A 25129-nucleotide genomic window follows, 5' to 3' on the forward strand; every position below is an offset into this window, starting at 1 on the left:
TTTTTGATGTTTTATTAAAGATAATATTGTCCGAAATTAAGGTCAATACGATTGAAGAATTTTACAACTTGAGTTGAAGTGTGAAGTAAAGTCATAAAAAAAGCCATCCGGTATGGCCGGATGGCTTGTATAGGTTACAATTGATTGAATCAATCAGATTGCCTGCGACTGAGAAGTTGTATTACCGTTTGAATCTGTAACAGTAACTCTGACCGAATCAGCACCTGACCTTGTTTTAAGTTCAGTTTCACCTGAAGCACTTCCGCCACTAACAGTATAGGATGCACTTTCAACTACACTAGTACCATTCAGCAATTCTACAACTACAGAGTTAAGGTCGCTATCTGCGTCAGATACTGACCAACTAGTAGTTGCTCTTAGCCAAGGTCCGGTAGTACGTGTACTCACAGACATGTTATCAACAACAGGATCGTTGCTTCCAACATCACCGCCATCATCTCCACCTGAAGAGTCAGTTACAGAGACACTCTGGGTTGAACTATCAGTTGCACCATCGTCATCTGTTACAGTAAGAGTCACTGAATACGTGCCATCTGCACTGTACGAATGGCTGGCTGTTACACCTGAACCTGTACTTCCATCACCGAAGTCCCAGCTGTAGCTTGAAACAGAACCGTCACTGTCGGAGGATCCGCTGCCGTCAAAATCACATGTCAGATCTGTGCACTCATAAGTGAAAGAAGCTGTAGGAGATTCATTGGCCGGCTCGTCACCTCCATCGTCACCGCCTCCACCATCGCTTCCATCCAGAAGGCTGTAAACCATGTGATTGTTGGCAGTGTTAGAGCTGGTTACAATGTCTTTGGTACTGTATTGTGTAATCGCATCGTATACATCCTGTGCACCGGCACCGGTATTATTTTGCAGATATAGAGCTGCAACACCGGCCACATGAGGCGAAGCCATGCTTGTACCGCTGATTGTATTCGTTGCGGAGTCTCCGGTATACCACGCGGAAGTTATATTGGCACCCGGTGCAAACATATCAACACAGCTACCGTAGTTCGACCAGCTTGTTTTGCTGTCATCATCATTAGTAGCTCCAACTGTATACGCATTTTCAGCACCTGCAGGAGACGAATCGCATGCATCCTGAGCACGTCCACGCCAGTCTCCATTACCTGCAGCAACAATTGTCGGAACACCTGCGTCAAACATTCTGCCAACTGCATCATCTACAGATGAATTAGTTCCACCGCCTAATGACATATTGGCGACTGAAGGTCCGGATGCGTTTTCGGCTACCCAGTCCATACCGGCAATTACGCCACTAAATGTTCCTGAACCGTTACAGTCAAGTACCCGAACTGCGATCAAATTTACGCCTTTAGCTACGCCATATGCAGCTCCGCCAACAGTACCGGCAACATGTGTACCATGTCCGTTACAGTCATTACCATTTTGGCCGTCGTCAAAGGCATCAAAGTAAAAGTTCGTATTAACTCTTCCTTGAAAATCTTCATGAGTGTAATTGATTCCGGTATCAATAATGTATGCGTCCACTCCGGTACCTTCGGCATTGTAAACATATTGATCATCGAGCGGCAGATCTCTCTGGTCTACTCTGTCGAGTCCCCAGGTAGGATTGTTTTGTGTAGCTGATGCGGTTACAACACCATCTTTCTCAATTCTGACCACGCGATTGTCTCTAAACAATCCGGCTTTTGCGGCTTCTGAAATTTCACCGGCAAACCCTGTAAGCAGTGTCCGATATACATAATCAGGTTTAACGTCATAATCGGCAGCAACTTCAGCCGGGTTAGCTTTAGGTTCAAGCGTAATGATAAACCTGTTTGGAATTTTTGCGTGATCTTCTGAAGTAAACATTTCATATGTACTCTGAGAACGTTCAGGTCGATCTTCTTCTGAACTGATCATTTGGCTACCCTGATCACAGGATACAAATATGAGGAGCATTAAAGGAAGGATTAAACTTAACTTATTCTTCATATTGATAGGTTTTGTTTAATATTTACAAATCGAAACATTGAGAGATGATGTTCGGTCAGTATTTCGATTAATTCACTTCCAAAATATTGTCTAAATCAACAAAGTCAAGAGATTACAGCGTTTTGTAATATTCTTCAGTTTTTTAGTTGCAAAGATTTTACTGTAAAAGAGTGTAAATAAACTGCAAAATCAACATATTATTGGGGTAATTGATATTGATAATATTTACGAACTGACGGTTAGAAATAGCAATCATAATTTTGCTCATTCTCATAAGGAAATGCCCGAAGGAGTTCGGATCAAAAATTTTTTAACACTCTAAGGTTTCGTATCATCAGGCAGTTTTTAGAGATGTAAAACCGGCAATATGAGATTCGTAAAATTACCATCATTTGTAGTACTGCTAATTTTTTTAGCATGGCTTTCAATTCCCTCAAATGTTTCTGCACAACAGTCCAATGGTTTCGCCACACTCATGGAGTGGGAGCAGAGAACGCTCAACTACATGTTGGATCGCAGCCATAATTACGGCGGCACACTGTATAATCGCGGCCTGTTTCGGGAAAACATCAACCTGATGAGCCCCGAACATGAGATTGATCTGCTAACCTATCGCTACACGCCCGGGGACAACTATAATTGGTATATGGCTGATCAGGCATACCGGCTTTCAGTTGGGAGTTTAAACGCCACCGATTTTTTTATTGAAAACAAAATTAAGTTCAACTATGAGTTTAATGACAAGCACAAACTTTTAGTTGATGGAGCACACGAAGAGAAGTTGCGGGCTAACCGGTTTCTGTTTCGTCTTGGGTATGAGTACAAATTGAAGCAAGATCATACTCTCGGTGCTGAACACACGCTTTCAAACAGCAAATCGGACCTGGATCTCACCTTATTTTACAGGTATGGTAATTTTGAAAATGGGATGATGCAAGCCGGAGTAACCTATCTGGATTGGGGTGCTAATGTTGTCCAGAGTTTGGCAGAAGGGAGTGCCAATCAATGGAATGACCGATACAAGACTGTTTACCAGTATAAACAGCGTCCATTACTGTTTAACCTGAAATTAATTTCTCCAACAATTAAAAATTTCAGAGCTGAACTGCTGGCCGGAATTCAGACCTATTCCGAGAAGGAGGTTTCATCAACGGAGGTTGATAATCAGAATTATTGGGATGAGGAATGGGCGCACTATGTGGGAGCTATGGTTCAATACTTTCACCCTATTGGTGTAGCAGGGTTTACATATCAGCGTCGGTTTTCAAAACTGAGAAGACAGCCTTTACCCGGGTCGGAGTTTGAAAATGATTTCTACACCCGGCAGTTCAGCGATTCAGGTGGTTTTTTTATCACCGGTAACTATCAGAAATTCAGTGTGGAGCAGTGGATGTGGCTGGAACGGATTGTCGATCAACTGCAGGGTGAAACCGTTCCGGACGATATTTCGCCAAACTATCTGGAGGATGTTCGGCGTCCGTTCGATTTTGAGGAGTATCGGCTGAAAATGAAAAGCCGGTTATTATATGGATCGACAGAAAGGGGAGTTCAATTGGGATTGGAATTTCATGCCGACTACAGATATTTGCAGGGAGAGGAGGATCCGTCGACCGGAATTCGTGATTATAATTTCAGGAGAGCCTATCCGATTGTAAGAGAGCGAAGTGACCGCATAACATTTACTATTGGATACCGGATCAACCCGAATGTATACTTTTTAGCGGGGGTATCTTACGATGTGGATGGAGATAGGGAGTCGGGTATCGGCTGGCCAAGGCAGGATACTACACGGTTCGACGGTGGTTTCGGGAGATTGTCTGTGGAGTGGTAAGGTTTTTGAATGGCGAGATGCCAGAGGCAAGAAGCGAGTTTTGCAGTTAAAACATGGTATTTCTAACCTGAGCTCTGTAGTGCTATAACCATTATTTTTGCAGCTGTATAAGCTTGATCTGCCTTCTATTACTGCCCTTGTGAATTGTATTTTCGATCCTTATGAATACGTAAAAGGTTTTACACCAAATGACTCAGGCAATGAAAGTCCCGCTACGGGACGCCATATCCGTAGCCCAAGGTCACACTGCGCAGCGGTGGCCTTGGGTTAAGCGAGCATGAACAATGGGAGCGCCGCAGGTGCGGTATATCCGTAGCCTTGCAAGACGATCACACCATCAGGAGTTGAGATATGCACCTAACAAAAACCAAGCACCAGAGGTGCATCATGTCCGTAGCCCATGGTCAGCGCAAAGCGTTGGCCATGGGGCAAAAGGCGAACCCGAACATGGAAGCACCGTAGGTGCGGAATATATGGGTCGATTTTACAATTGAGATTGAATTCAGAATTCGAAACATGCCGCACCTACGGCGCTCCTGTGAATATCAGCCTCTTTCTCTACCCCACAGATTCACGTTGTGAACCTGTGGGGCTACGGATATGCCACCCCGAAACGGGGCTGGTTTCATCCCTTAAAAGGTGAACGCCATTCATTTTGCATCTAAAAAGGGATGACATGAACTATTTTAATCACTTTTAAATGAAACTTATTTTGTGGCCGCTACACCTCCATTTTACGGAACTTGAGTTAGGCAATGATCTATAAACAAATTTATTAATCGAACTAAAGTTTTTACGTAGCTGCAATTTACCATTTGGTTGTCAGAAACAGTTGGAATTAAGATCTTTACATTAATCCTCACAGAAATACCATGTTTCTTCAGGAATTATTACCCGGCCTGAATCTCTTTCAGTTTGCTGAGTGCCCGGTCATTCAGGTTGGAAAACATGTCTTCCGGAATATCACCGACCGTGTACTTCATCCTCAGCCAAACGATATAGGTAGCCATCACATCTTCATAGCAGTAGTGTTCAATTTCAGCAAGTTTACCATCTCTGTACATGGCTAAAACTTCATTTCCCTCAGCCGTTTGTTTAAAAGGTACATCGATCAGGTAGCCGAGATGTTTCAGTTTAGGGAAGGAACTGGCTCCGTAGTTGCTGAATTCATCCATCAGGTCCACGTTCTCTTTGCTGAATCGATAGCGGATGTCGTAGTGATTGAGACGCATAGGCATCTGCATGTTATGCTTCATGGATCGATAGGTGAGCAGTGGAAGATCGAATCCGCGTCCGTTGTGATGAACCAAACCAAAATCCTTGTAGGTCAAAAGTGTATCAAAAATGGATTTGAGACCTTCCTTTTCGTTTTCTCCGTTCCAGGCCACTTTTTGAACCGGTTTCCCATTGTTTTCAACCCAAAGACCGGCCCATGATACCATTCTGTGATACATCGGCGGGAGGAACCCACTGTTGTTTCGGGTAAGCTCTTCGCTTGCTTGCAGAAGGAGTTCCTCCTCATCAATTTCAGGCTGATTTAAAACTCTGCGAAGGAATTCAAAATCCGGGATGGTTTCGACGTCGAAAATAAAAATCATTTGAAGGATTCGATTTTTTTAAAAGTACCAGCTCAATTCATATTAGAGTTAATGTATAAAAATGAGAAGATAGAAGTGTGAGGAATTCCACCCCGACCGTCGATTGCTTTTCTCGTCTGTAGGGTTATTCAATGATAAATAATCTGAAAGAGTATAATTTGTTGGTGGACAGTGATTTTTATTGCTTCACTTTGATCAGATCTGCAAGACTGAAAGCCTATGAGAGGCGTCTTTTTATTCGATAGAATATATACAGAACAGAGCTTCGTTTTGTAAGTAAGTCTGTCGCAGACTTACAGCCTGCTATCTATTTGGTTTATCTATTGACCCGGGACGCTGTCCCGGGCTGGGTTATTTTAGGCTTTCAGCCTATTGATCTATTACAGGTCGATGAGATTGTTCTTACTGACTGTCGTGGTAAGTAGTAGTGAAATAGCAGAGATTTTAGAATAGTTGACAGACGAACGTTTAATAATATATGGTTCAACAGGAAACCTCGTGGTTTCATACTCAGAGTGATAGCTGTTGCTATGACATATATAGTGCCATGAAAGATCCAAAATGTCTTTGTGAGATATTGCGGATCTCAACATGATGGGTGCCGGATCGTTCAGGAGAGTTCTCTCGATGCGTTCTCTGCCAATGGGCGGGCGGGTCAAAATGTTGTTCTTTTAAATATCTTGGTGCCCGCCGCTTTTAAAACCAATTTTCTGTCATGTCGACCGAAGTCCCGGTGCAGTTGACCGGGACGAAGTGGAGACATCTTCGTGCAATAGATGTATTGTCTCATAAAGTTTAAAGATCCGTATGAAATGATCTGAATAATGGATTGTTCTACCTACCCACAATTTTTCCGGTTGAACCTAATAAATTAAAAAATCACCTTTCACCGGCCAGACTGGTTTCGAACTGATTCCGAAATTCCTCTTCGTTCAGGTTTTTACCAAGCAGATACATCGATTTGGTTATGGTTGCTTCCATAGTCATCTCGCCCGCGCTGATCGCCCCTCGTTTTTTAGCAGCTCTACCGCTGGAATATTGATCCAGCTTTACGGCATCGTATGCGGCCTGTGAAGTGACAATAACATGTACTCCCTGATCACGGCAATTTTCAATGAATGGCAAGAGATTGTAATCACCTTTTACGGGCATATTCCCGCTGCCAAACGCTTCTAAAATAACCACTTTGATGTTTTTAAGATCCAGGCAATCCAAATACTCTGATTTAAGGTTTGGATGGAGTTTTAATACAAAAATGGAGTCATCAAAAACCGGGTTGCACTCAAAAGATCCGGTTGGCCGGAGAATATTTTCTGACAGGTTAATATCAATTCCAATTTCGGCCAGGTGCGGATAATTTGGCGAGGAAAAAGCGTCAAAGTCACCGATACTCATTTTTGAGCTTCGATTTCCTCTGAACAGGTGATCATTAAAACAGATGGCTATTTCCGGAATGGTGTGAGTGGCCAGTTCAACAGCATTGACTAAATTGCGACGTGCATCGCTGCGAAGCTTGCTCATGGGCACCTGACTTCCGGTAAAGATAATCGGTTTAGCACTGTTTAGTAGTGCAAAGGATAGAGCAGAAGCGGTATAAGCCATGGTGTCGGTGCCGTGAAGAACCACAAACCCATCATAATTTTCATATTGCCGGTAAATTGATTCGGCAAGCATTTTCCAATGAGAACGGTTTACATCCGAACTGTCCTCAAAAAATACTTTATCGGCTTCAAGATCTGCAACCTGCGAGAGTTCCGGAATCTCTTTGTAGAGAAGATCACCCCAGCGTTCGGGGTCGAGTTCCGGACCGTTACTATTCAGCTGCATGGAAATGGTTCCACCGGTCTGTAATAAAAGTATTTTTTTCATATTGATTTCAAACTCAAGCCTTATAAATTAGGATAGGGAAGATAGCGAAGAGAAGTTTGCAAAACATAATCGGTGAAGCCGACTAATTATGATTTAAAAGGTTTGCCGGAAAAAATCATTTAAAGAGGAGTACTCATGAAAAACTACCCAACCAGTAAGATTCGAAATGTTGCTCTGATGGGGCACACGGGATCAGGAAAAACAACACTGGCCGAAACCATGATTTTCGAATCGGGTTCATCTCACAAGCGAGGTTCAATTGAAAACAAATCTACACTCTCCGATTATCATGAAATTGAAAAAGAGAAGGAAAAATCGGTATTTGGCTCAGTTCTCCATCTCGATTGGCGGGGCACAAAAATAAATCTGCTCGACACTCCGGGCACTCCTGATTATTGGGGACAGGTTTCAGATTCACTTCGGGTTGCTGATTCAGCGATCCTTGTAATGAATAGCGAATATGGCGTAGAGGTTGGAACCGAAGCCTATTGGAAAGCAGCTGAGATGCGCAATCTGCCAACGTTACTCGTTGCAAATAAACTGGACAGCGAACAGTCCGATTTTCAGAAAACCGTGGATATGGCCAAAGAGCGTTTTGGCAGGGGAGTGGTTTTGGTACAGTTTCCCTACAGCGAGGGCGATGATTTTCACGCAATCGTGGATGTTTTAAAAATGACGATGTATGAATTTCCTGAGGCAGGTGGCCGGCCGGATAAACTGCCGATTCCGGAGTCTCTGAAAGCTCAGGCTGAACTTCTGCATAATGAACTGGTTGAGACGATAGCGGAAAATGATGAGAGCCTGCTCGATCTCTACTTTGAAAATGGTAAACTGGATGAATATCAGATGAGAGACGGACTTAAATTCGGTATGCTGAACCGCGATATTTTTCCACTCTTTTGCACGGTTGCCGTAAAAAATATGGGATCAGGGCGCGTGATGGGATTCATTGGCAATGTAGCACCGGATCCGACCGAAAGGGAGCTGACGCTAAAAAACGGAAAATCTCATAAGGTGAATCCGGAAAAAGATCCGGCACTGTTTGTGTTTCGGTCAACTTCAGAAAGTCATGTTGGAGACCTCACCTATTTTAAAGTGATGGATGGTTCTGTTCAGCATGGAATGGATCTGATCAATAAAAGAACCGGTGACTCTCTGCGACTGGGTGCTCTGTTTACAGCACAGGGTGAAAAGCGTACAGAAGTATCACAGCTTGATGCCGGTGATATTGGTGTATCCGTCAAGTTGAAGAATACAATGTCTGGAGACACACTGGCAGATAAGGATAGAGATTTAGAGTTTGAGCCGATCAAATACCCCGAACCAACCATGCGGGTTGCGATTAAGCTTCTGAATGAAGGAGATGAAGATAAATTAAGCAATGCTCTCCATCAAATTGAAAAGGAAGATCCATCTCTAAGCGTAGAACATAGCCAGGAGCTTCAGCAGACTATTTTGCACGGTTTGGGTGAAGAACATCTTAATGTGATACTATATGAGCTTCAAAATCGATTTAATCTGAAGGTGGAGTTTGTCACACCCAGAATTCCATATCGTGAAACGATTACCAAAAAATCGGAAGCCTACTACAAGCACAAAAAGCAGAGTGGGGGAGCAGGACAATTTGCGGAGGTCCATCTGTCTATCGAACCCTGGTACGAAGGAATTCCCGACCGGGATGATTTAAACGTGAGAAATGTGCAGGAAATTGAACTGGACTGGGGCGGAAAACTGGTTTTTCAAAACTGCATTGTGGGCGGTGTGATCGACAACCGTTTTATGCCGGCCATTTTAAAAGGTATTATGGAGAAAATGGAGAACGGTCCTATGAGCGGTTGTCGGGTAAGGGATGTTCGGGTTTCCGCTTATGATGGCTCGATGCACTCCGTAGACTCCAATGAGGCTGCATTTAAAACGGCCTCCTTGATGGCTTTCAAGGATGGATTTCTCAACGCATCACCGCAGCTTTTAGAACCGCTGTATGAAATAGAAGTAACTTTGCCGGCAGATTACATGGGTGATGTGATGAGTGATCTGAGTTCCAGAAGAGGACAAATTCTTGGAATGGACTCCGAAGGTTCAATCCAGAAAATTAAAGCGATTGTGCCGCTTCAGGAGCTGGACAAATACACAACCCGCCTGAAATCGATGACGCAGGGAAGTGCTACATACACCCGGCAGTTCCACGACTATGGTCCGGTACCGCACGATATACAGAAACGTGTGATTGAAGAAACACTGAGTGCAGAGGCTGGATAGGTAAGCCACTCTGAATTTTATATAGAATATCAATTTTTATTGGTTACAAGATTTATCAAAAAGAGGGCTTGACTCTATGGTATTATCTATTTAGAATTGATCTAAATAAAATATTAAGAAAAAGCCTTCTTATTAAATGAAACGACTAATTATACTCATTGCTTCTTTAGCTTTCTTTTATTCATGCTCAGAAAGTGATGAAGTAAACATCTACTCTTCACGACATTACGATACAGATCTTGAACTTTACGATCAGTTCACCGAAGAAACCGGAATTGAAATCAACCTGATTGAAGGTTCCAGCGATGAACTGATTGAAAGGATGAGGAATGAAGGAATTAACAGTCCGGCAGATGTTGTGATTACTGTTGATGCCGGTCGGCTCTGGAGAGCAAAGGAAGCAGACGTGCTTCAACCGATTGAATCAGAATATCTGGAACGCGTAATCCCGGAACAACTTCGTGATGTTGATGATATGTGGGTAGGACTATCAGAACGTGTACGTGGTATCGTCTATAACAAAGAAAATGTTGACCCGGCTGATTTGAAAGGCTACATGGAACTGGCCGACGAGAAGTGGAATGGAAGACTGTGCGTTCGGTCGTCTAACAATATTTACAATCAATCGCTGGTTGCCTCACTCATTGAAAGTTATGGTGAGGAAAGAGTTGAAGAGTGGGCTCAGGGACTTGTGAATAACTTTGCCAGAGATCCACAGGGGGGAGATACGGATCAAATTAAAGCGGTAGCGGCTGGAATTTGTGACGTAGCTATTGCAAACCATTACTATCTGGCCCGATTGATGCAATCTGATGATGAACAAGACCGGGAAGTAGCCGAAAAAGTGGATATCTATTTTCCACCTGCTGAATTTGGCGGAGCACATGTAAACATCAGTGGTGCAGGAATTGCGGCAAATGCACCGAACAAAGAGAATGCCATTCGGTTTATCGAGTATCTTGCAACCGAAGAAGCACAGCAGGTTTACGCTATTGGAAATAATGAATTTCCAATTCTGCAAGATATGGAAGTAACAGGCGTTTTAGGAGAGTTCGGATCGTTTGACAGTGATGCTGTTAATGTAACTTCTTACGGAGAAAACAATCCGCTGGCCATTCGACTCATGGATAGGGTTGGCTGGAGATAATGTAGGAAGTCATTCTTATCCGTCTGACCGATTAAAGCGGTCTGGATAGATATTATTAAATTATTTTCAATTCTAAACCTTGGAGGATTCCAAAATCTCCAAGGTTTTTTTATGTCTACTTTCCACTCCAGCCATCCAGAATTTTTGTTCTGAGAGCATCTTTCATCTCATCTCCAATAAAAGCGTGCTCAATAGCTTCGAGGTTGCATTTCAGAAGATGATCTTTTGTCCAGTTGAATATTTGATGTAGAGACTCATACTCATCTTTAAGCGTCACATTTGAAATGGTCCTTCCATCTGTGTTTATGCTCATCGAGACCCCGGATCGATAAATTTGATCTACCGGATGGTCTTCAAGATTCGACACCACTTTTGTTAGCGTATTGCTTGTGGGACAAACCTCCAGATGAATTTGATGATTTTTCAGATGTTCTATTAGCTTTGGATCTTCAACACTTCGTACACCGTGTCCAATGCGGGACGGTTTGAACTCTTGGAGTGTTTCCCATACGCTGTCTGATCCACAGGCTTCTCCAGCGTGAGCCGTACATGGAATGTTCTGACTGTGGGCGTATTCAAACGCTTTAACATGATTATCAACGGGATAACCGGCCTCATCGGCGGCAATATCAAACCCAACCACACGAGTGTTGCTAAACTTTTCGCAAAGTTTTACCGTACTCAGGCTTTCCTCTTCAGAATAGTGGCGCAGCGTACAAAGAATAACTCCTGCCTCAATACCGGTTCTTTGAACTCCCTCTTCAGTTGCCTTGTTTACAGCAGAAACGATTTGTTCGGGTGTTAAACCCTCCCTGGTGTGCTCAAGCGGAGCAAAACGTATCTCAGCATAGATGACGTTATCGTTTTTTAGCTGATCAAAAAGGTCGAGCGTTACAAGGCGCAGTGCATCCCGGCTCTGCATAAGATCGATGGCACGTCCGGCTTTTGCGATGTAGTCATTTAAATCCCTGCAGTTTACAGAAGCCATAAACTCATCTCGATACTGTTTTTCTGAAATGGACGGATCCAGGACTTTCACCACATTATAGCTGAGTGAGCAGTCAAGATGCAGGTGAAGTTCTATTTTAGGCTGTGCTGTAAAATTAAACATAGTTGAACAAAAGGTTCCTTTTGATAGGGTCAGGAAGTTATTGAATTGTGTACTTTAATCAGAATTGAAATGTTTGATTTCTTCATGTCAGTACTTTGAAAAAGGATCGACATTTTCATAAAAAAAGAGTACTGTTACTACTCAGATAAATCATTGATTAAGTTTGATTATTGATTAGGATAAAATATAATTTAACCCCTTGTTACATATTGGGTATAGATCAATCCAGATCTGCAATTTGAGTAAGAAGGAGACTTTTTACTCAAAAATGATTACAAACTAACAGCAGTTTAAAAAAGATCATTTAGCCTACTGATGATGAATAAAACATCCAAGAAAGCAGCAAAAAAAATTCAATCTATTTTTGGTTCAGGTCATCTGAGGAGACATAACCGGAAACCACCCGGCCAAGTACCCGGAACGGCTATTCATACCGGTATCAAGCGTATGGATGAAGTATTGATGACGGTTCATGATTTTGATGAAAGTCACTATGACATCATCCCAATCCAAAAAATTGAAAAGTCAGAACCCTACTTACAGAATAAATCAAAAACCTGGATACAGGTGCGTGGGTTGCACGATATTGAAAAACTAAAAACAGTCTGGAATTATTTTGAATTACACCCCTTGATCCAGGAAGATATCGTGAGTACATCACAGCGTCCAAAAGTGGAGATTTATCCAAATGCCGTATTTATTGTGCTTAGAATGATCAAGCAGCAAGAGGGTGAAAACGGAGATTTGAACGTCCATACTGAACAGATCAGTATTGTGTTGGGGGAAAATTATGTTCTATCATTTCAAGAGAGTGATGATCCTATATTTGAACCGGTTTTGAAACGCCTGGAACTTACAACGACCCGGTTGCGAAAATTCGGGCCCGATTATCTGGCGTATGCATTGGCTGATAACATTGTAGATCACTATTTCTATTCCCTCGATGTAATCAATGAAAATATTGAGAAAATTGAAGAAGAAATTCTGATTGAACCGAAAGAAGAGCAGCTTCAGAAAATCCACGCTCTTCGAAGAGATTTAATCTACTTTAGAAAGTCTGTATGGTCCCTCCGCGATGGTGTAAACTCACTTATTCGCGATGATGTTTCTCTGATTTCAAAAGACGTAAAAGTGTTTCTTCGGGACTTATATGACCATATTGTCCAGGTAGTGGACAGTATGGAAACCAACCGCGAAATGGTGTTTGGTCTCTTTGATATGTATATGTCCGGTTTGAGTAATCGAATGAACGAGGTGATGAAAGTACTTACCATTATTGCCACGATTTTTATTCCTCTTACTTTTATAGCGGGAATTTACGGGATGAACTTTGATCCGGGAGCAAGTCCTCTGAACATGCCAGAGTTGAGCTGGTACTACGGATATCCTTTTTCAATTGGGTTGATGCTTATTTTGACCGGCGGTATGGTTTACTATTTTAAACGAAAAGGTTGGTTTTAATGCTATCCAGAATTTAACTGCAGGTATTTTATTAAGTGAATAATGATCTTTAAGGAGTAAGTTTTATGAAACATATCGTAGTAACAGGTGCATCAAGAGGTATTGGAAAGGCCATAACTGAAAAACTTTTAAAACTGAATATCAGGGTAACCGGTACTCGGCGAAGTTCTGAATTTCCACCGGAGTTTCAGATGTCTGAACTTTTTTCCGGGGTTCAGGTTGATTTGAGCGATTTTGACGCCATAAGAAAAAAGCTGAAGCCGCTCTTTAGTTTAGTAGATGAACTGCCCGATGTACTTGTAAATAACGCCGGTATATTTCAGGACGCGGACTTTGGTATTTCCGATGAGGATTGGCTCTCAGTCTGGGACCGTACCATGAATGTAAATCTGAGATCTGCTGCACTTCTATCCAAATGGTTTATCAATGGGCATATAAAAAATGGGAGTGAAGGAATAATCATTAATGTTGCCTCAAGAGCCGCTTATCGTGGAGATACGCAGGAATACGCGGCTTATGCAGCATCAAAAGGCGGAATGGCAGCATTTACCAAAAGTGTAGCCCGGGATTTTAGTAAAAAGGGCATCGTGGCGTACACGGTTGCACCCGGATTTATTGAAACGGATATGGCTAAGGAATCGGTTGAGGTACTCGGAGCCGAGGCATTAACAAAAGGATCCGCGTTTGATGAAATCACCCAGCCTGAAGAAGTGGCGAATCTGGTGGCTTTTTTGGCGAAAGGAGAAGTGAAGCATATGTCAGGCTCAACGTTGCACATTAACGGCGGCTCTTACATGGTATGAGTCTTAGAATAGAGAAATCAAAATGTTGAAAGTAAAATATAAATTGGATTACGTATATGTCTATTCAGGAGCGTAAAAAAGATCACGTAGATCTGACCGCCTACAGCGATGTCTTCTATCAGAAATCGACCGGTTTTGAGCGCTACGATTTTGTTCACAACGCCCTGCCGGAAGTCAATCCTTCAGAAGTGGATGTATCGGCGTCTCTTTTGGGGCGACGATTTTCGTTTCCGCTATTTATCTCATCCATGACCGGTGGATATACGGAGGCCGGTTCGGTAAATACGATCATAGCAAAGTGCTGTGAAAAGCATGACCTTCCGTTTGGAGTTGGAAGTCAGCGCGCCATGCTCGAAGATGAATCTCAGATTGAATCGTTTTCGGTAGTGAGAGAACATGCTCCCAATGCATTCATCGCCGCAAACATAGGAGGAGCACAACTGATTGGCGGTCTTGAAAAGGATAAAATCGAATTATTGGTTCAAAGTATTCAGGCTGATGCCGTTATCGTACATCTAAATCCTCTTCAGGAGTTAATGCAGCCGGAGGGAGATCACGATTTCAAAGGAATTGAAAAAGGGATGGAGCATCTGATTACTAACCTTTCAGTTCCCGTAATTGTAAAAGAGACAGGAGCCGGAATCTCAGGTTCTGTTGCCGGTCGTTTGCTTGCCATGGGCGTGGATTGTATCGATACAGCAGGAGCGGGTGGAACTAGCTGGGCAAAGGTTGAGAATCTCAGAGATCGTCAGAAGAACCCGATGCATCAGTTTGATGACTGGGGAATACCGACGGTGGAATGTATGAATCAGATTACACCGCTACGTGAAAGTTTTAGGTTTGATCTGATCGCCTCCGGTGGAATTCGATCTCCTTTTGATCTGGTAAAAGCCAAAGCTTTGGGAGCTGATTTTGCGGCCACGGCTCAGCCGGTAATAAAAGCCATCAAGGAGGAGGGAGAAGAGGGGCTGGACCGGTTAATCCATAAATGGAAAAAAGAAACTCGCCTCATTCTTACGCTTTTGGGATGCTCTTCTTTTAATTTCCTGAATGAAACACATATCAGGAAAATTTAAAGGGCTGTTTTAAATTTGTTTAATGCAATTTTACTTATTGAACTGAAATTATAAGACGTGATAAAAAGCAGTTTGGAATACAGCTTAAACGCAATATTCCATCTTTGCTATTCTTTTAGTTCACTTTACAGGATACCTATTAAACCTGAGTTTGATATAATTTTATCGATAATCGTCAGTTTGAGCGCAGTTTCGACCGTTTTTTTTGGTCGAAACGGAGTTGAAAACACATTTCGACTTCATTTCGAGGAAAAAGCACCTTCGAAATTGCGCTCAATGTGACGTATTACATTAATTGTGGCATCTCGATCTCGATCTCACGTTATTTATGTAACGCGTTTACCGGTTGAGGTTTTTTTGAAGAGTGTCCCCCTTTGAAGGGGGCAATGGGGGATGATGATTACTTGATTTAAGCCATTTATAAAAAATTTGGATGAATCAATACTCAACTGGCCATCCCCCAACTCACTACGTTCGCTTTCCCCCTTCGAAGGGGGACTATTTCTTAATTTTAATCCAACTGGTAAACACGTTTATGTATTCTTAATACAGACTCTTGTCAGTAGTTCAGTTCTTATAAACTCGTATGTAATCCACTTCCATTCGGGCATGATCCAGGTCAGGATCGATTCCATTTCTCATATTGCCGGTTTCATATTGAGGATCACTTCCCCAGTTTCCCCCCATTGCAATATTCATGATGATGAAAAAGTCTTGGTTAAAAGGCCACGTTTCAAAGTTTTTTACGGAAGGATTATAAGTATAGAAGGCTTCTCCGTCTACTTTAAAGGTGATACTTTCAGATGTCCAGACAGCTTCGTAAATATGGAACTCGTCGTGAAAGTCAGGAACTTCCGTGTGTCCTGAGTTTTGCGTATTCCCATGGCTTGAAGGAGTGTGCAGCGCGCTATGAATTGAACCAGGGTTTTTACCGACATGCTCCATGATATCAATCTCACCGGAGGCGGGCCATCCAATATCTTTGTAGTTTGATCCGAGCATCCATATAGCAGGCCACGTTCCTGAACCCTGCGGTAGTTTAGCTTTTGCTTTAACGGTCACATATCTGAAGGATTGTAGACCTTCCGTTTTAATTCGCGCTGAGGTCCACTCACCGCTTTCTTTCCAAGCCTCTATGATCAGCAGTCCATTTTCCATTCGAACATTTTTCTGCTCATCTGTATAAGATTGCACCTCGTTATTTCCCCAGCCACCGCTTCCATGCCCAATATCGTAGGTCCAGTTGTTACTGTTTGGTGAGCCGGATCCGTTAAATTCGTCAGACCAAATAAGATCTCCGGGTTCCAGGGTATCTGTGGGATCAGGTTCGATGTAATTAAAGCTATCTGCCGGCCCATCTGATGAGCATGATGTAAGACTTAGAATCAAAAACAGGCTTGTAATAAAAGAAGTAAAATGAGACATAAATTTATAAGTCAAATATTCTTAAGGCTAAAAAAGGTATAAAAAAAGGGGGAGGAATATCAATTCCTCCCCCGAAGATTAATTAGTTAATGGTTATTCAACCAGTTCGAAATCATCAATAAAGAAGATTCCGGGATTTCCATGAGCTTCACCGCCAATCTGTATAATAATGCGATCGAAGTCTTCACGATCACTAAAGCCGCTGAAGTCAAATTCCAGTTCAACCCAAGTATTTGTTTCCAAAGTTTGAACTATTTCTGCTTGAGTTTGCCAAGAATCACCACCCATTCCGGTTTTGTCATGAAGCTTAACAGAAACCTGCTGTTTAAGGATACCATCAGACCAAGCTTCCTTCTCAGCAGCTACTGATTCGTAATCATTATAAGAAGGTAAATATGCTTTTAACCGAATAGTGCTTCGCTGATTCAGATCTATTTCAAAGCCTGGATCAATGTAGAGGTTATCATAAAAATGTGCTCCACCTGAACCTTTTACATACCTTGCGACTTTTTCTGAAGTATTGATTGGCACGGGAGCAGGGTTGTCATAACTTTCATTGAAACCTGCAATTTCATCCGCCATCCAGGTTACATTTCCTTCCTCGTCAAAATTGTCATATAGCTCTTCTGAGGTATAAGGTAATGGTTCCGGTTCTTCGGGCTCTTCAACTGGATGTTCGTAACCTTTAGGAATCAATGTATGGTACCATGCAAGACCATTTACGGAGTCTTCAAATCTGAGAGCTAAACGATTTTCAGATATCTCTTGAATTTCATATTCGCGGGTTCCGGCAAAGAAGCCAATCCAACCCGGATCGGAAATGGTAATAAACATTCTTCCGTCATCGTCTTTTACGAAATTGAAATTGAGACTTTCCGGTGCCGTCCACTGAGCCATCAGGTCACCGCCCGGAGCTTCGTAGGTTCCATCAACCTCATCCCCATATGATCCGTTAAGGAATACATAACCGTTCGTGTTCATATCAAACTCAAGTCCTCGCAGCGTGAATGTGTATTCATCCGTATAAAGACCTGTACCGGGTTTGGCCAATGGTGGGGCTGCCCAATACTCAGGCCAGTCACCTCCGGGAGGGCCTACACCCATGTGGGCTGCTTGTGTACTGTCAACTACCCAGGTTTTTCCATCCAGATTGTCAATACCGCCGGTCAGTAAATTAAGATCGGGGTCATCAAGCATCCATATTTTTGTTTCTTCGATCGTTACTACTTTCGAATTAACTGCTTGACCTGATTCTGTAAAGATGGTGAGCTTTACGGTATATTCACCCTCTAAAGGATATCGGCCCGTAACAACATCACCTTCAGCTTTTGCTCCATTACCAAAATCCCAGAGAGCTTTGAAACCACCTGAGGTGTTGACAAACTCAATTACGTTTGCATTTTCGGCATCCGGCGTCATTTCAAACGTTACGTTTTCCGCCCGTGGAGGATCGGCCATATCCGGATCGGATGACACCTGCGGTTCGCAAGCTCCCAATCCCAGTCCGATAATCAGCAGAACAGGAAGCATCCATTGCATGTTCTTTAATGTTTTCATTTTCATGGTCATTCGTTTAAGATTTTTGTGTTTAAGACGGGCAACATATTAATACCCCGAATTCTGTTGAAGTTGACCGTTTGAAATGTCAATTTCGCTTTGAGGAATAGGAAACAGGCCTGATTTCGCTGTATTGTATGATATTTCGAAATCGGGGGCATCACCTTGATAGTCTTGCTTTACAGCACCCGGTATGGAAATATTCTGCTCAGCTATATTTTGTCCATATCGCTGAAGATCCCAGTATCGGTGGCCTTCCATGGCCAGTTCTAATCTGCGCTCGTGTCGTATGTTTTCCATCGTCGCTGCTACTTCCGGCATTCCCACACGTTCTCTTACGCGGTCTAAATAGGCCTTGGATTGTACAGGATCACTGTCTAAGTGCAGTTCGGCACCCATCAGAAGCACATCTGCGAATCGAATAACTCGGTAGTTGTTACCCCAATTTAGCTCAAGCTGTCCGTCAGACGGAGTGTAAGATTTATGAGTTGTGTATTTTTGTGTGAACTTTCCGGTGTGCTGATAACCAATTGAAATTCCTTCGTTCAATTCACTTTCAAAAAGTACGGTTGCGTCAAGGCGCGGATCGGCACTATCAAAAGCATCTACGAGCTCCTGGGTTACCGGAGAGAAGCTCCAACCTCTTTGATAGTCTTCATCAGCGGGCTGATCAACTCGTGGGCCTTGCATTTGAGGCGCCATATTTCCTTCACCACCTTGAATATATCCCCAATCGTACCATGGCCTTGAATCTGCGTAGGAAATCTCAAAAACAGACTCTTCACTAAATTCAAACTCCGGGGTAAAGAGATCTCCGTAATTTTCAACCAAGTCGTGGCCACTAAGATTTATTACGTCATCAATCATCTGAGTTGCCATTGCCTGAGTTACGGTTTCGCCACCGGCAGGCAGATCTTCACCAAATACACCTGAGTAGTAGAGATATACTTTGCCTAACAGAGCCTGTGCAGCCCATTTAGAGGCACGTCCTGTCTCATTGGAAGCAATTTCTTCCGGAAGGTCCGGGATTGCAGCGAGGAGATCCTGTGCAATCTGTGCATAGACTTCTGATGGGTCGGCTTGTGGCTGATTGTATTCATTAGGGTCATCGAGCGGTACGGTAATGAGTGGAACATTTCTAAAGAAACGAACCAGATCAAAATAGTAGTAGGCTCTCAAAAACCGAGCTTCAGCCATGGTACGTACTTTGAAAGCTTCATCATCTAACTCCAGTCCTTCAACCTCTGTCAGATACTTATTGGCTCTGTATATACCTGTGTAATATTTTTGCCAAAGTCCGTGAATTTCTCCATTGGTTGTGCGGATGTTGTGTTTATCCACTTCAATTATGTTTGGAGCATCATTTCGGCTGGCACCGCCGGCGTAGGCGTCATCAGAGGCAATGTCGCTCAACATTTCCGGTACGTGGAATCCAATTACCGTATTCCACTGAAGTACGTCATAAATTGCAACCAATGCTTCCTGTGCATCTGCCTGTGTTTCATAGAAGTTAGACTCTGTCCGCTGGTCCAGCGGGTCTACACTCAGGAAGCTGTCACAGCTGCTTGCAAAGCCTGCAATAGTGACTATCAAAAAAGCTAGTGTTATTCTTAAGGTTTTCATGATCAAAAGTTTTAAGTGTGGATAATACGATTAAAATGTAAGGTTGACACCGACTCGGAAACTGCGAGCTTGTGGATAGACTCCACGGTCAACACCTACGCTGAGTGCTGATGCTGATCCAATTTCAGGATCAAATCCGCTATATCCGGTAATCGTAAATACATTTTCTGCAGACAGATAAATTTTTGCCTGTTTTATACTTACGCTCTGTAGAACATTCGTAGGAATGTAGTAACCTACCTGCACATTCTTCACTCTTAGGTAGGATCCGTCTTCTACATAAAGGTCAGAAATTTTTGACCAGTTACCGTTGCTGTCATTCCAGGTAAATCGAGGTATATCGTTTGATGTACCGGGGCCTGTCCAGCGTTCGAGGTATGAAGCCGGCATATTTGTCGTGGTCAGATCATGTCGGCGAGTGGCATTGAATATCTCGTTACCCAATGTTCCCTGCATGAAGATTGACAGATCAAACTGCTTGTAGTTGGCTCCAAAATTCATACCAAATGTCAGATCCGGTGTTGGATTACCGATCATTGTCCGGTCGGCATCGTCAATTTGGCCGTTCCCATCCAGATCTCTGAATCGAACATCTCCGGGCTGAGCCAATGGTTGAATCAGGCCTCCTTCATTGTTTGTGTAGGCATTAACCTCGTCCTGAGTTTGGAATAATCCATCGGTTTCGTATCCCCAGAAATATCCAATTGGGAAGCCTTCTTCCGCTCTTGTTACAATACCGTATGTAGCAAATCCGGTTCCTACAATTACACCTTCGGCATTTCCGATATTTGTAACTTCGTTTTTATTCAGAGCAAAGTTCAGACCAACATTATAGTTGAACTCGTTGTTGTAATTACGGTAGTCTACACTGAACTCAAAACCTTCGTTTGTAACGCTTCCGCCGTTTATGATAGGGGCGTTGTTACCTACGTGACCCGGAATAGGAGCTCGTACAAGCAACCCTTTGGTATCTTTTTGGTAGTAGTCTGCTTTAATGATAAGACGATCCTGCCATAGTCCTAAGTCAACACCAAAGTTCAGCTGTTCGGAAGTTTCCCATTTAAGGTTTGGATTAGGAACGCTTGAAGGAACTGATCCGGTTGTAAACGTTTCACCGTCTCCAAAGGTATAACCGTTACCGGTTGCTATTGTGGAGGTATAGGCGAAGTTACCTATGTTTTGGTTTCCGTTTTGTCCCCATGAAGCGCGCAGCTTTAACAAGTTGACATAATCATAATCATCCATGAAGGATTCATTACTCATAATCCATCCCAGCGATACAGAAGGGAAGATCGCATATCGGTTGTTTGAACCGAATTTAGAAGAACCGTCAACCCGAAGAACCGTAGTAAGAAGGTATCTGTCGGAAAAATTGTAGTCGGCTCGGCCAAAGTAAGAGAGCAGCCTTTCACTGTAAGCTCCACCCGCCGTGCGCATCGATTCTTCATCGGATGCCACGTTGATAAACGCGTTTGTAGGATCCTGCATCAACAGATTGGATTTTGATCCAAAGAGATCTTCGAACTGAACTTTTTGTGCAGAAATACCACCTAAAAGTTCAATGTTGTGATTTCTGAAATCCTGCTGATACGTAATGGTGTTTTCCAGATTCCAGGTGTACCATCGATTCTCACCCTTACTTACTAACGACTCACTGTTATTTTGTGAGGAATTCAAATAGTAGGTTGGTACGTAGTTTTCATTTTTTACAAAAGCGGCATCAATTCCAAACTGACTTCTTACTACTAAATTTGGCAGTAAGCTAAGTTCAGCGAATGTGCTGTTTACCAGCTTATCTACCTGAGTTTCACCATGGGTAACCTCTAAGCGAGCCAGTGGGTTTACAATTTCCTGGGTCACATATCTTGAAATCCCAAAATGTCTGCCATCATTTTGAACGGCATTGCTTGGAAACGTGCTCAACCTGTCCGGATCAGTCTCGTAGATAGGAGTGAGGGGATCCATGTTCAGAGAGTTACTTAGAGGTGAACCCCATTCGCTATTACTCAGAACTGCATTTCTGTTAATTCGTGAATAGTTAAGGCTGTTACCAACACGAAACACATCACTTACCTTTGTATTCAGTTTTAAGTTGAACGTATTTCGTCCAAACTGCGATTTATCACCGCCAATAATTCCTTCTTGTGAAAAAATTGTAAATCCGGTCAAATATTGAGTTTTTTCATTCCCGCCTGAAATGGTGATCTGGTGATTTGTCATTGGCGCGTTGTCATTAAATACAGCTTCTTGCCAGTCAGTGCCTCCCGATACATCAGGAGAAGTTGGAAATGGCATGGTTAATCCCGCAGCGGCTGCACCTTCATTCATCATCATCATATATTGACGGGCATCCAGTACATTGAGTTTTTTCCAAGGATTCTGAATACCGGCATATCCTTCATATGTAACGCTTGTTTCATCAGGTCTTCCGGATTTTGTTGTTATCAATACTACTCCATTAGCTGCACGTGCACCATAGATAGCGGCGGAGGCAGCATCTTTCAGAACTTCAATAGATTGGATAGAGCCCGGATTTAAATAATCGATTCCACCGACCGGCATTCCATCCACAACGTAAAGTGGATCAGCGCTTCCGGTTGTACCGGCGCCGCGAATTCGAATGGTGGGGGCTTCACCCGGCTGTCCGGATTGATTTGAAACAAAAACACCTGCTGTACGGCCCTGAAGAGCCTGTTCTACACGAAGAACCGGTGTTTCTGCAATAGTTTCGGAGCTGACTGATGAAACGGAACCTGTAATTTCACTTCTCTTTTTGGTTCCATAGCCAACCACTACAATCTCTTCTCCTGATTCCAGCACACTTGGCTGGAGAGAAACATTGATTTCACTTCGTCCATCGACCGGCATCTCAACTGTCTCGAAACCAATGTATGAATAACGCAGTGTGTCGTCAGGTTCTATATTGCGTAAGATATATTGTCCATCAACGTTCGTTGTAGTACCCCGGTCAACTGTTCCCTTAACGAGAATGTTTACACCCGGTAATGTCTGGTTGGTTGAAGCATCGGTAACCACACCCATTACAGAATCTGCGGGTATTTCCAATTCAGCTTCTTCCATGTTGGAAATCACAAAGGTTCGGTTCTCGATGTACGTTGAAATTAAATTGTGGGGTTCTAATACCCTGTCTATAACTTCAAATACAGATGAGCCCTCAATTGATTCGGCATTACCTGACTTTCCCTTCACCAAATTGGATTGGTAAAGAAAGATCACATCGTATCCGTTTTCAATTTTATTTAAGGTCTCTTCTAAACTTACCTTTTTCTCTGGTTTCTGAGTCGACAAAATGTCTGCACTTGAAACGTACTGTTCTGTTTGTTTTGCCCCTAATGAGCTTACGCTAAATAGGAAAATGAGCAAAACTAACAAGGAGGATATTTTAGTTTTCATATCACTTAAGTTTTAAGTCATTATTAATTATTCAGTACTACCTGAATCTGTTTTTTCTTTGATATAAATCGTTTGTTCTTGCTGATCGATATCTACTTCAAGCATTTTTGAAAGCCCTGATAGCCAAAAGGTTAAATCAGAGTTATTAAATCTGCCCGTAAGTTGTTTATCCAATAGTGTTTGATCTTCAACAATCACCTCAACATCGTATGTGAATTCGATTCTTGTGATCAATTCTGAAAGAGGTGTCTTATCCAAAACCAGGTTACTGCCGGCCCAAGATGTATATACCTCTGTATTTACCTGTTCAACCTGAATATTATCATAGCTTTGAGAGAAAAGCGCTTTTTCTCCCGGAGTCATAACATATTCCAACCCTGGTTTTTCAGCTTCTTCCAAAGCACTGATTTTCACACTTCCCTCAGTCAATACAACCTGACTTTGATTTCTTGTTGTATTAACAGAGAATCGGGTACCCAATACGGAAATTCTTCCGTCAGGTGTGTGTACGATAAATGTTCGGGATTCTGATGCTTCTTTCCGGGTGATGTTGAATAGTGCTTCACCTTCAAGCCATACCTGCATGGTATCAGACTCCACCATTTTCTGGGGGAGACGAATTTTTGAATTAGCGTTGAGGGTGATTATCGAACCGTCTGAATATTGAACGGTGGTCTTTTGACCGGTTTCCGTTTCAAATTCTTTATACTCAATGGAAACCACCTGGACAGGTTCTGCAGCGCTATTCTGTAAAAACGAATTGCGAGCCAGATAACCTGTCAAAAGCAATAAGCTGATAGCTGCAGCCATTGTCAGCCAGACCATGTTTCTGGACCTGTTTCGCGAACGATTAAAAGATTTTGTTTGATCTTTAGATTCAATTCGTTTCATCAAATGCAAGAATTCTGCACCTGAGTCCGGTTTTGGCAACGTTTGCACACCTCTATTCAATAACTTCCGTCCCTTCTCAACATAGAGGGCATTCTGTCTGCTTTGCTGCATCCAATCAGTCCAATGAGCTTCCTCCTCCTCACATGCTTTTCCTTTCAGAAAACGCACAAAGGAGTCGTTCATTAAAAGTTTAGAAAGCTGAGTTGGCATATTATCTTTTTGTTAAATGTTTGTGTTCTCCTTGTAAAGAGGGAAGCTAATGTGATATCTACTCGGTTTTTTATAGATTTTCTTTCAAAAACGAAAAGGAGAGCTTTAAATCTCTAAAATTACTTAAGATATGAAATGATATATCTTGCCGGATGTTCTACTTATCGAGAAAAAATCGTAGGTTGTTGATCGCTTCAAACACCAAATTATAGATACTCTGTGCGCGCATCTGTAAAATTTGAGAAAGTTCCTCAGTAGACAGCCCTTCGTAATACTTTAAATAAATAACCTCTCTTTGTCGCGGAGTTAAATTTTCAATCGATTTTTTTAATTCTTTACTCTCTTCTTCTTCAAGATTCAGTATCTCGTCCCAATTGTTATAACTTATAAGCGCATCAAACTCTTCGATATAGTATTTGTTGTTAAGAAGATCTCTTCGTTGATGGGATTTCTTCTTATTCAATAATTCGCGGCGTAAGGAGATAAACAGGTAGGAGCGTACTGAATCAGGGTGTGTTAAGTTTTCCCGGTATTTCCAGATTTGAAAATACACTTCCTGTATGGCATCCCTGACATTTTCAGAATCCGGGATTATTCGATATCCATAATTATAGAGGGAGTCGAATGTTTTGTTAAATAGCTGGCTCAAAGCATTTTTGTCACCTGCCAACACTTTTGTCCAAAGGCTATCTAACTCTGATTCTTGGTATTTAATTTTTTTACACTCCATCCGTTTACACAGTGCACAATATTAATACTAGATTGATGCTTTTAACCGCTTTTACATTTTTAAAAAAATGTTTTACAAACACTAAAACAAATTAATGAAAATAAACTACTATTAATACATTTTAGACCTAATTATCTTTAATTGATTGGTTAT

16 protein-coding genes are annotated in these 25129 nt (G+C 42.4%); 6 read left to right on the top strand and 10 right to left on the bottom strand.

Features of this window, described 5'->3' with window-relative positions; translation table 11 throughout:
- Window positions 1-153 precede the first annotated feature (153 nt).
- Window positions 154-1899 (bottom strand): S8 family serine peptidase, encoded by a 1746-nt coding sequence (locus U5K35_RS11540; protein WP_322571615.1) that lies wholly within the window; start codon window positions 1897-1899, stop codon window positions 154-156.
- A gap of 439 nt (window positions 1900-2338) precedes the next feature.
- On the opposite strand from U5K35_RS11540, the gene U5K35_RS11545 reads away from it, so the two are divergent.
- Window positions 2339-3802: a hypothetical protein gene (locus U5K35_RS11545; RefSeq protein WP_322571616.1), complete on the top strand. Its 1464-nt coding sequence runs from the start codon at window positions 2339-2341 to the stop codon at window positions 3800-3802.
- An 890-nt stretch (window positions 3803-4692) separates the two neighbouring features.
- On the opposite strand, the gene U5K35_RS11550 is transcribed toward U5K35_RS11545, so the two are convergent.
- The gene (locus U5K35_RS11550) at window positions 4693-5400 is read right to left on the bottom strand and encodes a ribonuclease H-like domain-containing protein (RefSeq protein ID WP_322571617.1); all 708 of its coding nucleotides are present in this window, start codon (window positions 5398-5400) and stop codon (window positions 4693-4695) included.
- An 879-nt stretch (window positions 5401-6279) separates the two neighbouring features.
- Window positions 6280-7269, bottom strand: a complete 990-nt coding sequence (locus U5K35_RS11555) for an asparaginase (RefSeq protein ID WP_322571618.1) — start codon at window positions 7267-7269, stop codon at window positions 6280-6282.
- Between the two features lie 135 nt (window positions 7270-7404).
- Between U5K35_RS11555 and U5K35_RS11560 the strand changes: the two genes are divergently transcribed.
- Together U5K35_RS11560 and U5K35_RS11565 are read left to right on the top strand one after the other, a co-directional pair.
- Window positions 7405-9528 carry an elongation factor G gene (locus U5K35_RS11560; protein ID WP_322571619.1) on the top strand — a complete coding sequence of 708 codons (2124 nt, stop codon included), beginning with the start codon at window positions 7405-7407 and terminating at the stop codon, window positions 9526-9528.
- A gap of 136 nt (window positions 9529-9664) precedes the next feature.
- Window positions 9665-10675, top strand: a complete 1011-nt coding sequence (locus U5K35_RS11565; RefSeq protein ID WP_322571620.1) for a Fe(3+) ABC transporter substrate-binding protein — start codon at window positions 9665-9667, stop codon at window positions 10673-10675.
- A gap of 115 nt (window positions 10676-10790) precedes the next feature.
- Here the strand turns inward: U5K35_RS11565 and add are convergent, their stop codons facing one another.
- The gene (gene add, locus U5K35_RS11570; RefSeq protein WP_322571621.1) at window positions 10791-11786 is read right to left on the bottom strand and encodes an adenosine deaminase; all 996 of its coding nucleotides are present in this window, start codon (window positions 11784-11786) and stop codon (window positions 10791-10793) included.
- 315 nt (window positions 11787-12101) lie between these two features.
- Between add and corA the strand changes: the two genes are divergently transcribed.
- The 3 genes from corA to fni all read left to right on the top strand — a co-directional run bounded on the left by corA (window position 12102) and on the right by fni (window position 15126).
- Window positions 12102-13247: a magnesium/cobalt transporter CorA gene (gene corA, locus U5K35_RS11575; RefSeq protein WP_322571622.1), complete on the top strand. Its 1146-nt coding sequence runs from the start codon at window positions 12102-12104 to the stop codon at window positions 13245-13247.
- Window positions 13248-13312: 65 nt separating this feature from the next.
- Complete coding sequence (locus U5K35_RS11580) at window positions 13313-14050, top strand: SDR family NAD(P)-dependent oxidoreductase (protein ID WP_322571623.1); 738 nt, start codon at window positions 13313-13315, stop codon at window positions 14048-14050.
- Window positions 14051-14106: 56 nt separating this feature from the next.
- A complete protein-coding gene (fni, locus tag U5K35_RS11585; protein WP_322571624.1) occupies window positions 14107-15126 on the top strand; it encodes a type 2 isopentenyl-diphosphate Delta-isomerase in 1020 nt (339 codons plus the stop codon).
- A gap of 567 nt (window positions 15127-15693) precedes the next feature.
- Here fni and U5K35_RS11590 read toward each other — a convergent pair.
- The 6 genes from U5K35_RS11590 to U5K35_RS11615 all read right to left on the bottom strand — a co-directional run bounded on the left by U5K35_RS11590 (window position 15694) and on the right by U5K35_RS11615 (window position 24976).
- Window positions 15694-16551, bottom strand: coding sequence for a glycoside hydrolase family 16 protein (locus U5K35_RS11590; RefSeq protein ID WP_322571625.1), 858 nt, complete (start codon window positions 16549-16551; stop codon window positions 15694-15696).
- A 93-nt stretch (window positions 16552-16644) separates the two neighbouring features.
- On the bottom strand, window positions 16645-18108 hold the full coding sequence (locus U5K35_RS11595; protein WP_322571626.1) for a PKD domain-containing protein: 1464 nt from the start codon (window positions 18106-18108) through the stop codon (window positions 16645-16647).
- 48 nt (window positions 18109-18156) lie between these two features.
- Window positions 18157-19731, bottom strand: a complete 1575-nt coding sequence (locus U5K35_RS11600; protein WP_322571627.1) for a RagB/SusD family nutrient uptake outer membrane protein — start codon at window positions 19729-19731, stop codon at window positions 18157-18159.
- Between the two features lie 30 nt (window positions 19732-19761).
- Complete coding sequence (locus U5K35_RS11605) at window positions 19762-23145, bottom strand: TonB-dependent receptor (protein WP_322571628.1); 3384 nt, start codon at window positions 23143-23145, stop codon at window positions 19762-19764.
- 27 nt (window positions 23146-23172) lie between these two features.
- Window positions 23173-24246 carry a FecR family protein gene (locus U5K35_RS11610; protein WP_322571629.1) on the bottom strand — a complete coding sequence of 358 codons (1074 nt, stop codon included), beginning with the start codon at window positions 24244-24246 and terminating at the stop codon, window positions 23173-23175.
- A gap of 157 nt (window positions 24247-24403) precedes the next feature.
- Window positions 24404-24976, bottom strand: a complete 573-nt coding sequence (locus U5K35_RS11615; RefSeq protein WP_322571630.1) for an RNA polymerase sigma factor — start codon at window positions 24974-24976, stop codon at window positions 24404-24406.
- Between the last annotated feature and the right edge of the window lie 153 nt (window positions 24977-25129).

Source organism: Rhodohalobacter sp., from assembly GCF_034521535.1.
Lineage (GTDB): Bacteria > Bacteroidota > Rhodothermia > Balneolales > Balneolaceae > Rhodohalobacter.

Coding starts and splice junctions, on each gene's coding strand:
- U5K35_RS11610 (WP_322571629.1), bottom strand. CDS start 24,246: ATGCCAACTCAGCTTTCTAAACTTTTAATGAACGACTCCTTTGTGCGT.
- U5K35_RS11550 (WP_322571617.1), bottom strand. CDS start 5,400: ATGATTTTTATTTTCGACGTCGAAACCATCCCGGATTTTGAATTCCTT.
- U5K35_RS11605 (WP_322571628.1), bottom strand. CDS start 23,145: ATGAAAACTAAAATATCCTCCTTGTTAGTTTTGCTCATTTTCCTATTT.
- corA (WP_322571622.1), top strand. CDS start 12,102: ATGATGAATAAAACATCCAAGAAAGCAGCAAAAAAAATTCAATCTATT.
- U5K35_RS11615 (WP_322571630.1), bottom strand. CDS start 24,976: ATGGAGTGTAAAAAAATTAAATACCAAGAATCAGAGTTAGATAGCCTT.
- U5K35_RS11595 (WP_322571626.1), bottom strand. CDS start 18,108: ATGAAAACATTAAAGAACATGCAATGGATGCTTCCTGTTCTGCTGATT.
- U5K35_RS11545 (WP_322571616.1), top strand. CDS start 2,339: ATGAGATTCGTAAAATTACCATCATTTGTAGTACTGCTAATTTTTTTA.
- add (WP_322571621.1), bottom strand. CDS start 11,786: ATGTTTAATTTTACAGCACAGCCTAAAATAGAACTTCACCTGCATCTT.
- U5K35_RS11600 (WP_322571627.1), bottom strand. CDS start 19,731: ATGAAAACCTTAAGAATAACACTAGCTTTTTTGATAGTCACTATTGCA.
- U5K35_RS11580 (WP_322571623.1), top strand. CDS start 13,313: ATGAAACATATCGTAGTAACAGGTGCATCAAGAGGTATTGGAAAGGCC.
- U5K35_RS11555 (WP_322571618.1), bottom strand. CDS start 7,269: ATGAAAAAAATACTTTTATTACAGACCGGTGGAACCATTTCCATGCAG.
- U5K35_RS11590 (WP_322571625.1), bottom strand. CDS start 16,551: ATGTCTCATTTTACTTCTTTTATTACAAGCCTGTTTTTGATTCTAAGT.
- U5K35_RS11565 (WP_322571620.1), top strand. CDS start 9,665: ATGAAACGACTAATTATACTCATTGCTTCTTTAGCTTTCTTTTATTCA.
- U5K35_RS11560 (WP_322571619.1), top strand. CDS start 7,405: ATGAAAAACTACCCAACCAGTAAGATTCGAAATGTTGCTCTGATGGGG.
- fni (WP_322571624.1), top strand. CDS start 14,107: ATGTCTATTCAGGAGCGTAAAAAAGATCACGTAGATCTGACCGCCTAC.
- U5K35_RS11540 (WP_322571615.1), bottom strand. CDS start 1,899: ATGATCAGTTCAGAAGAAGATCGACCTGAACGTTCTCAGAGTACATAT.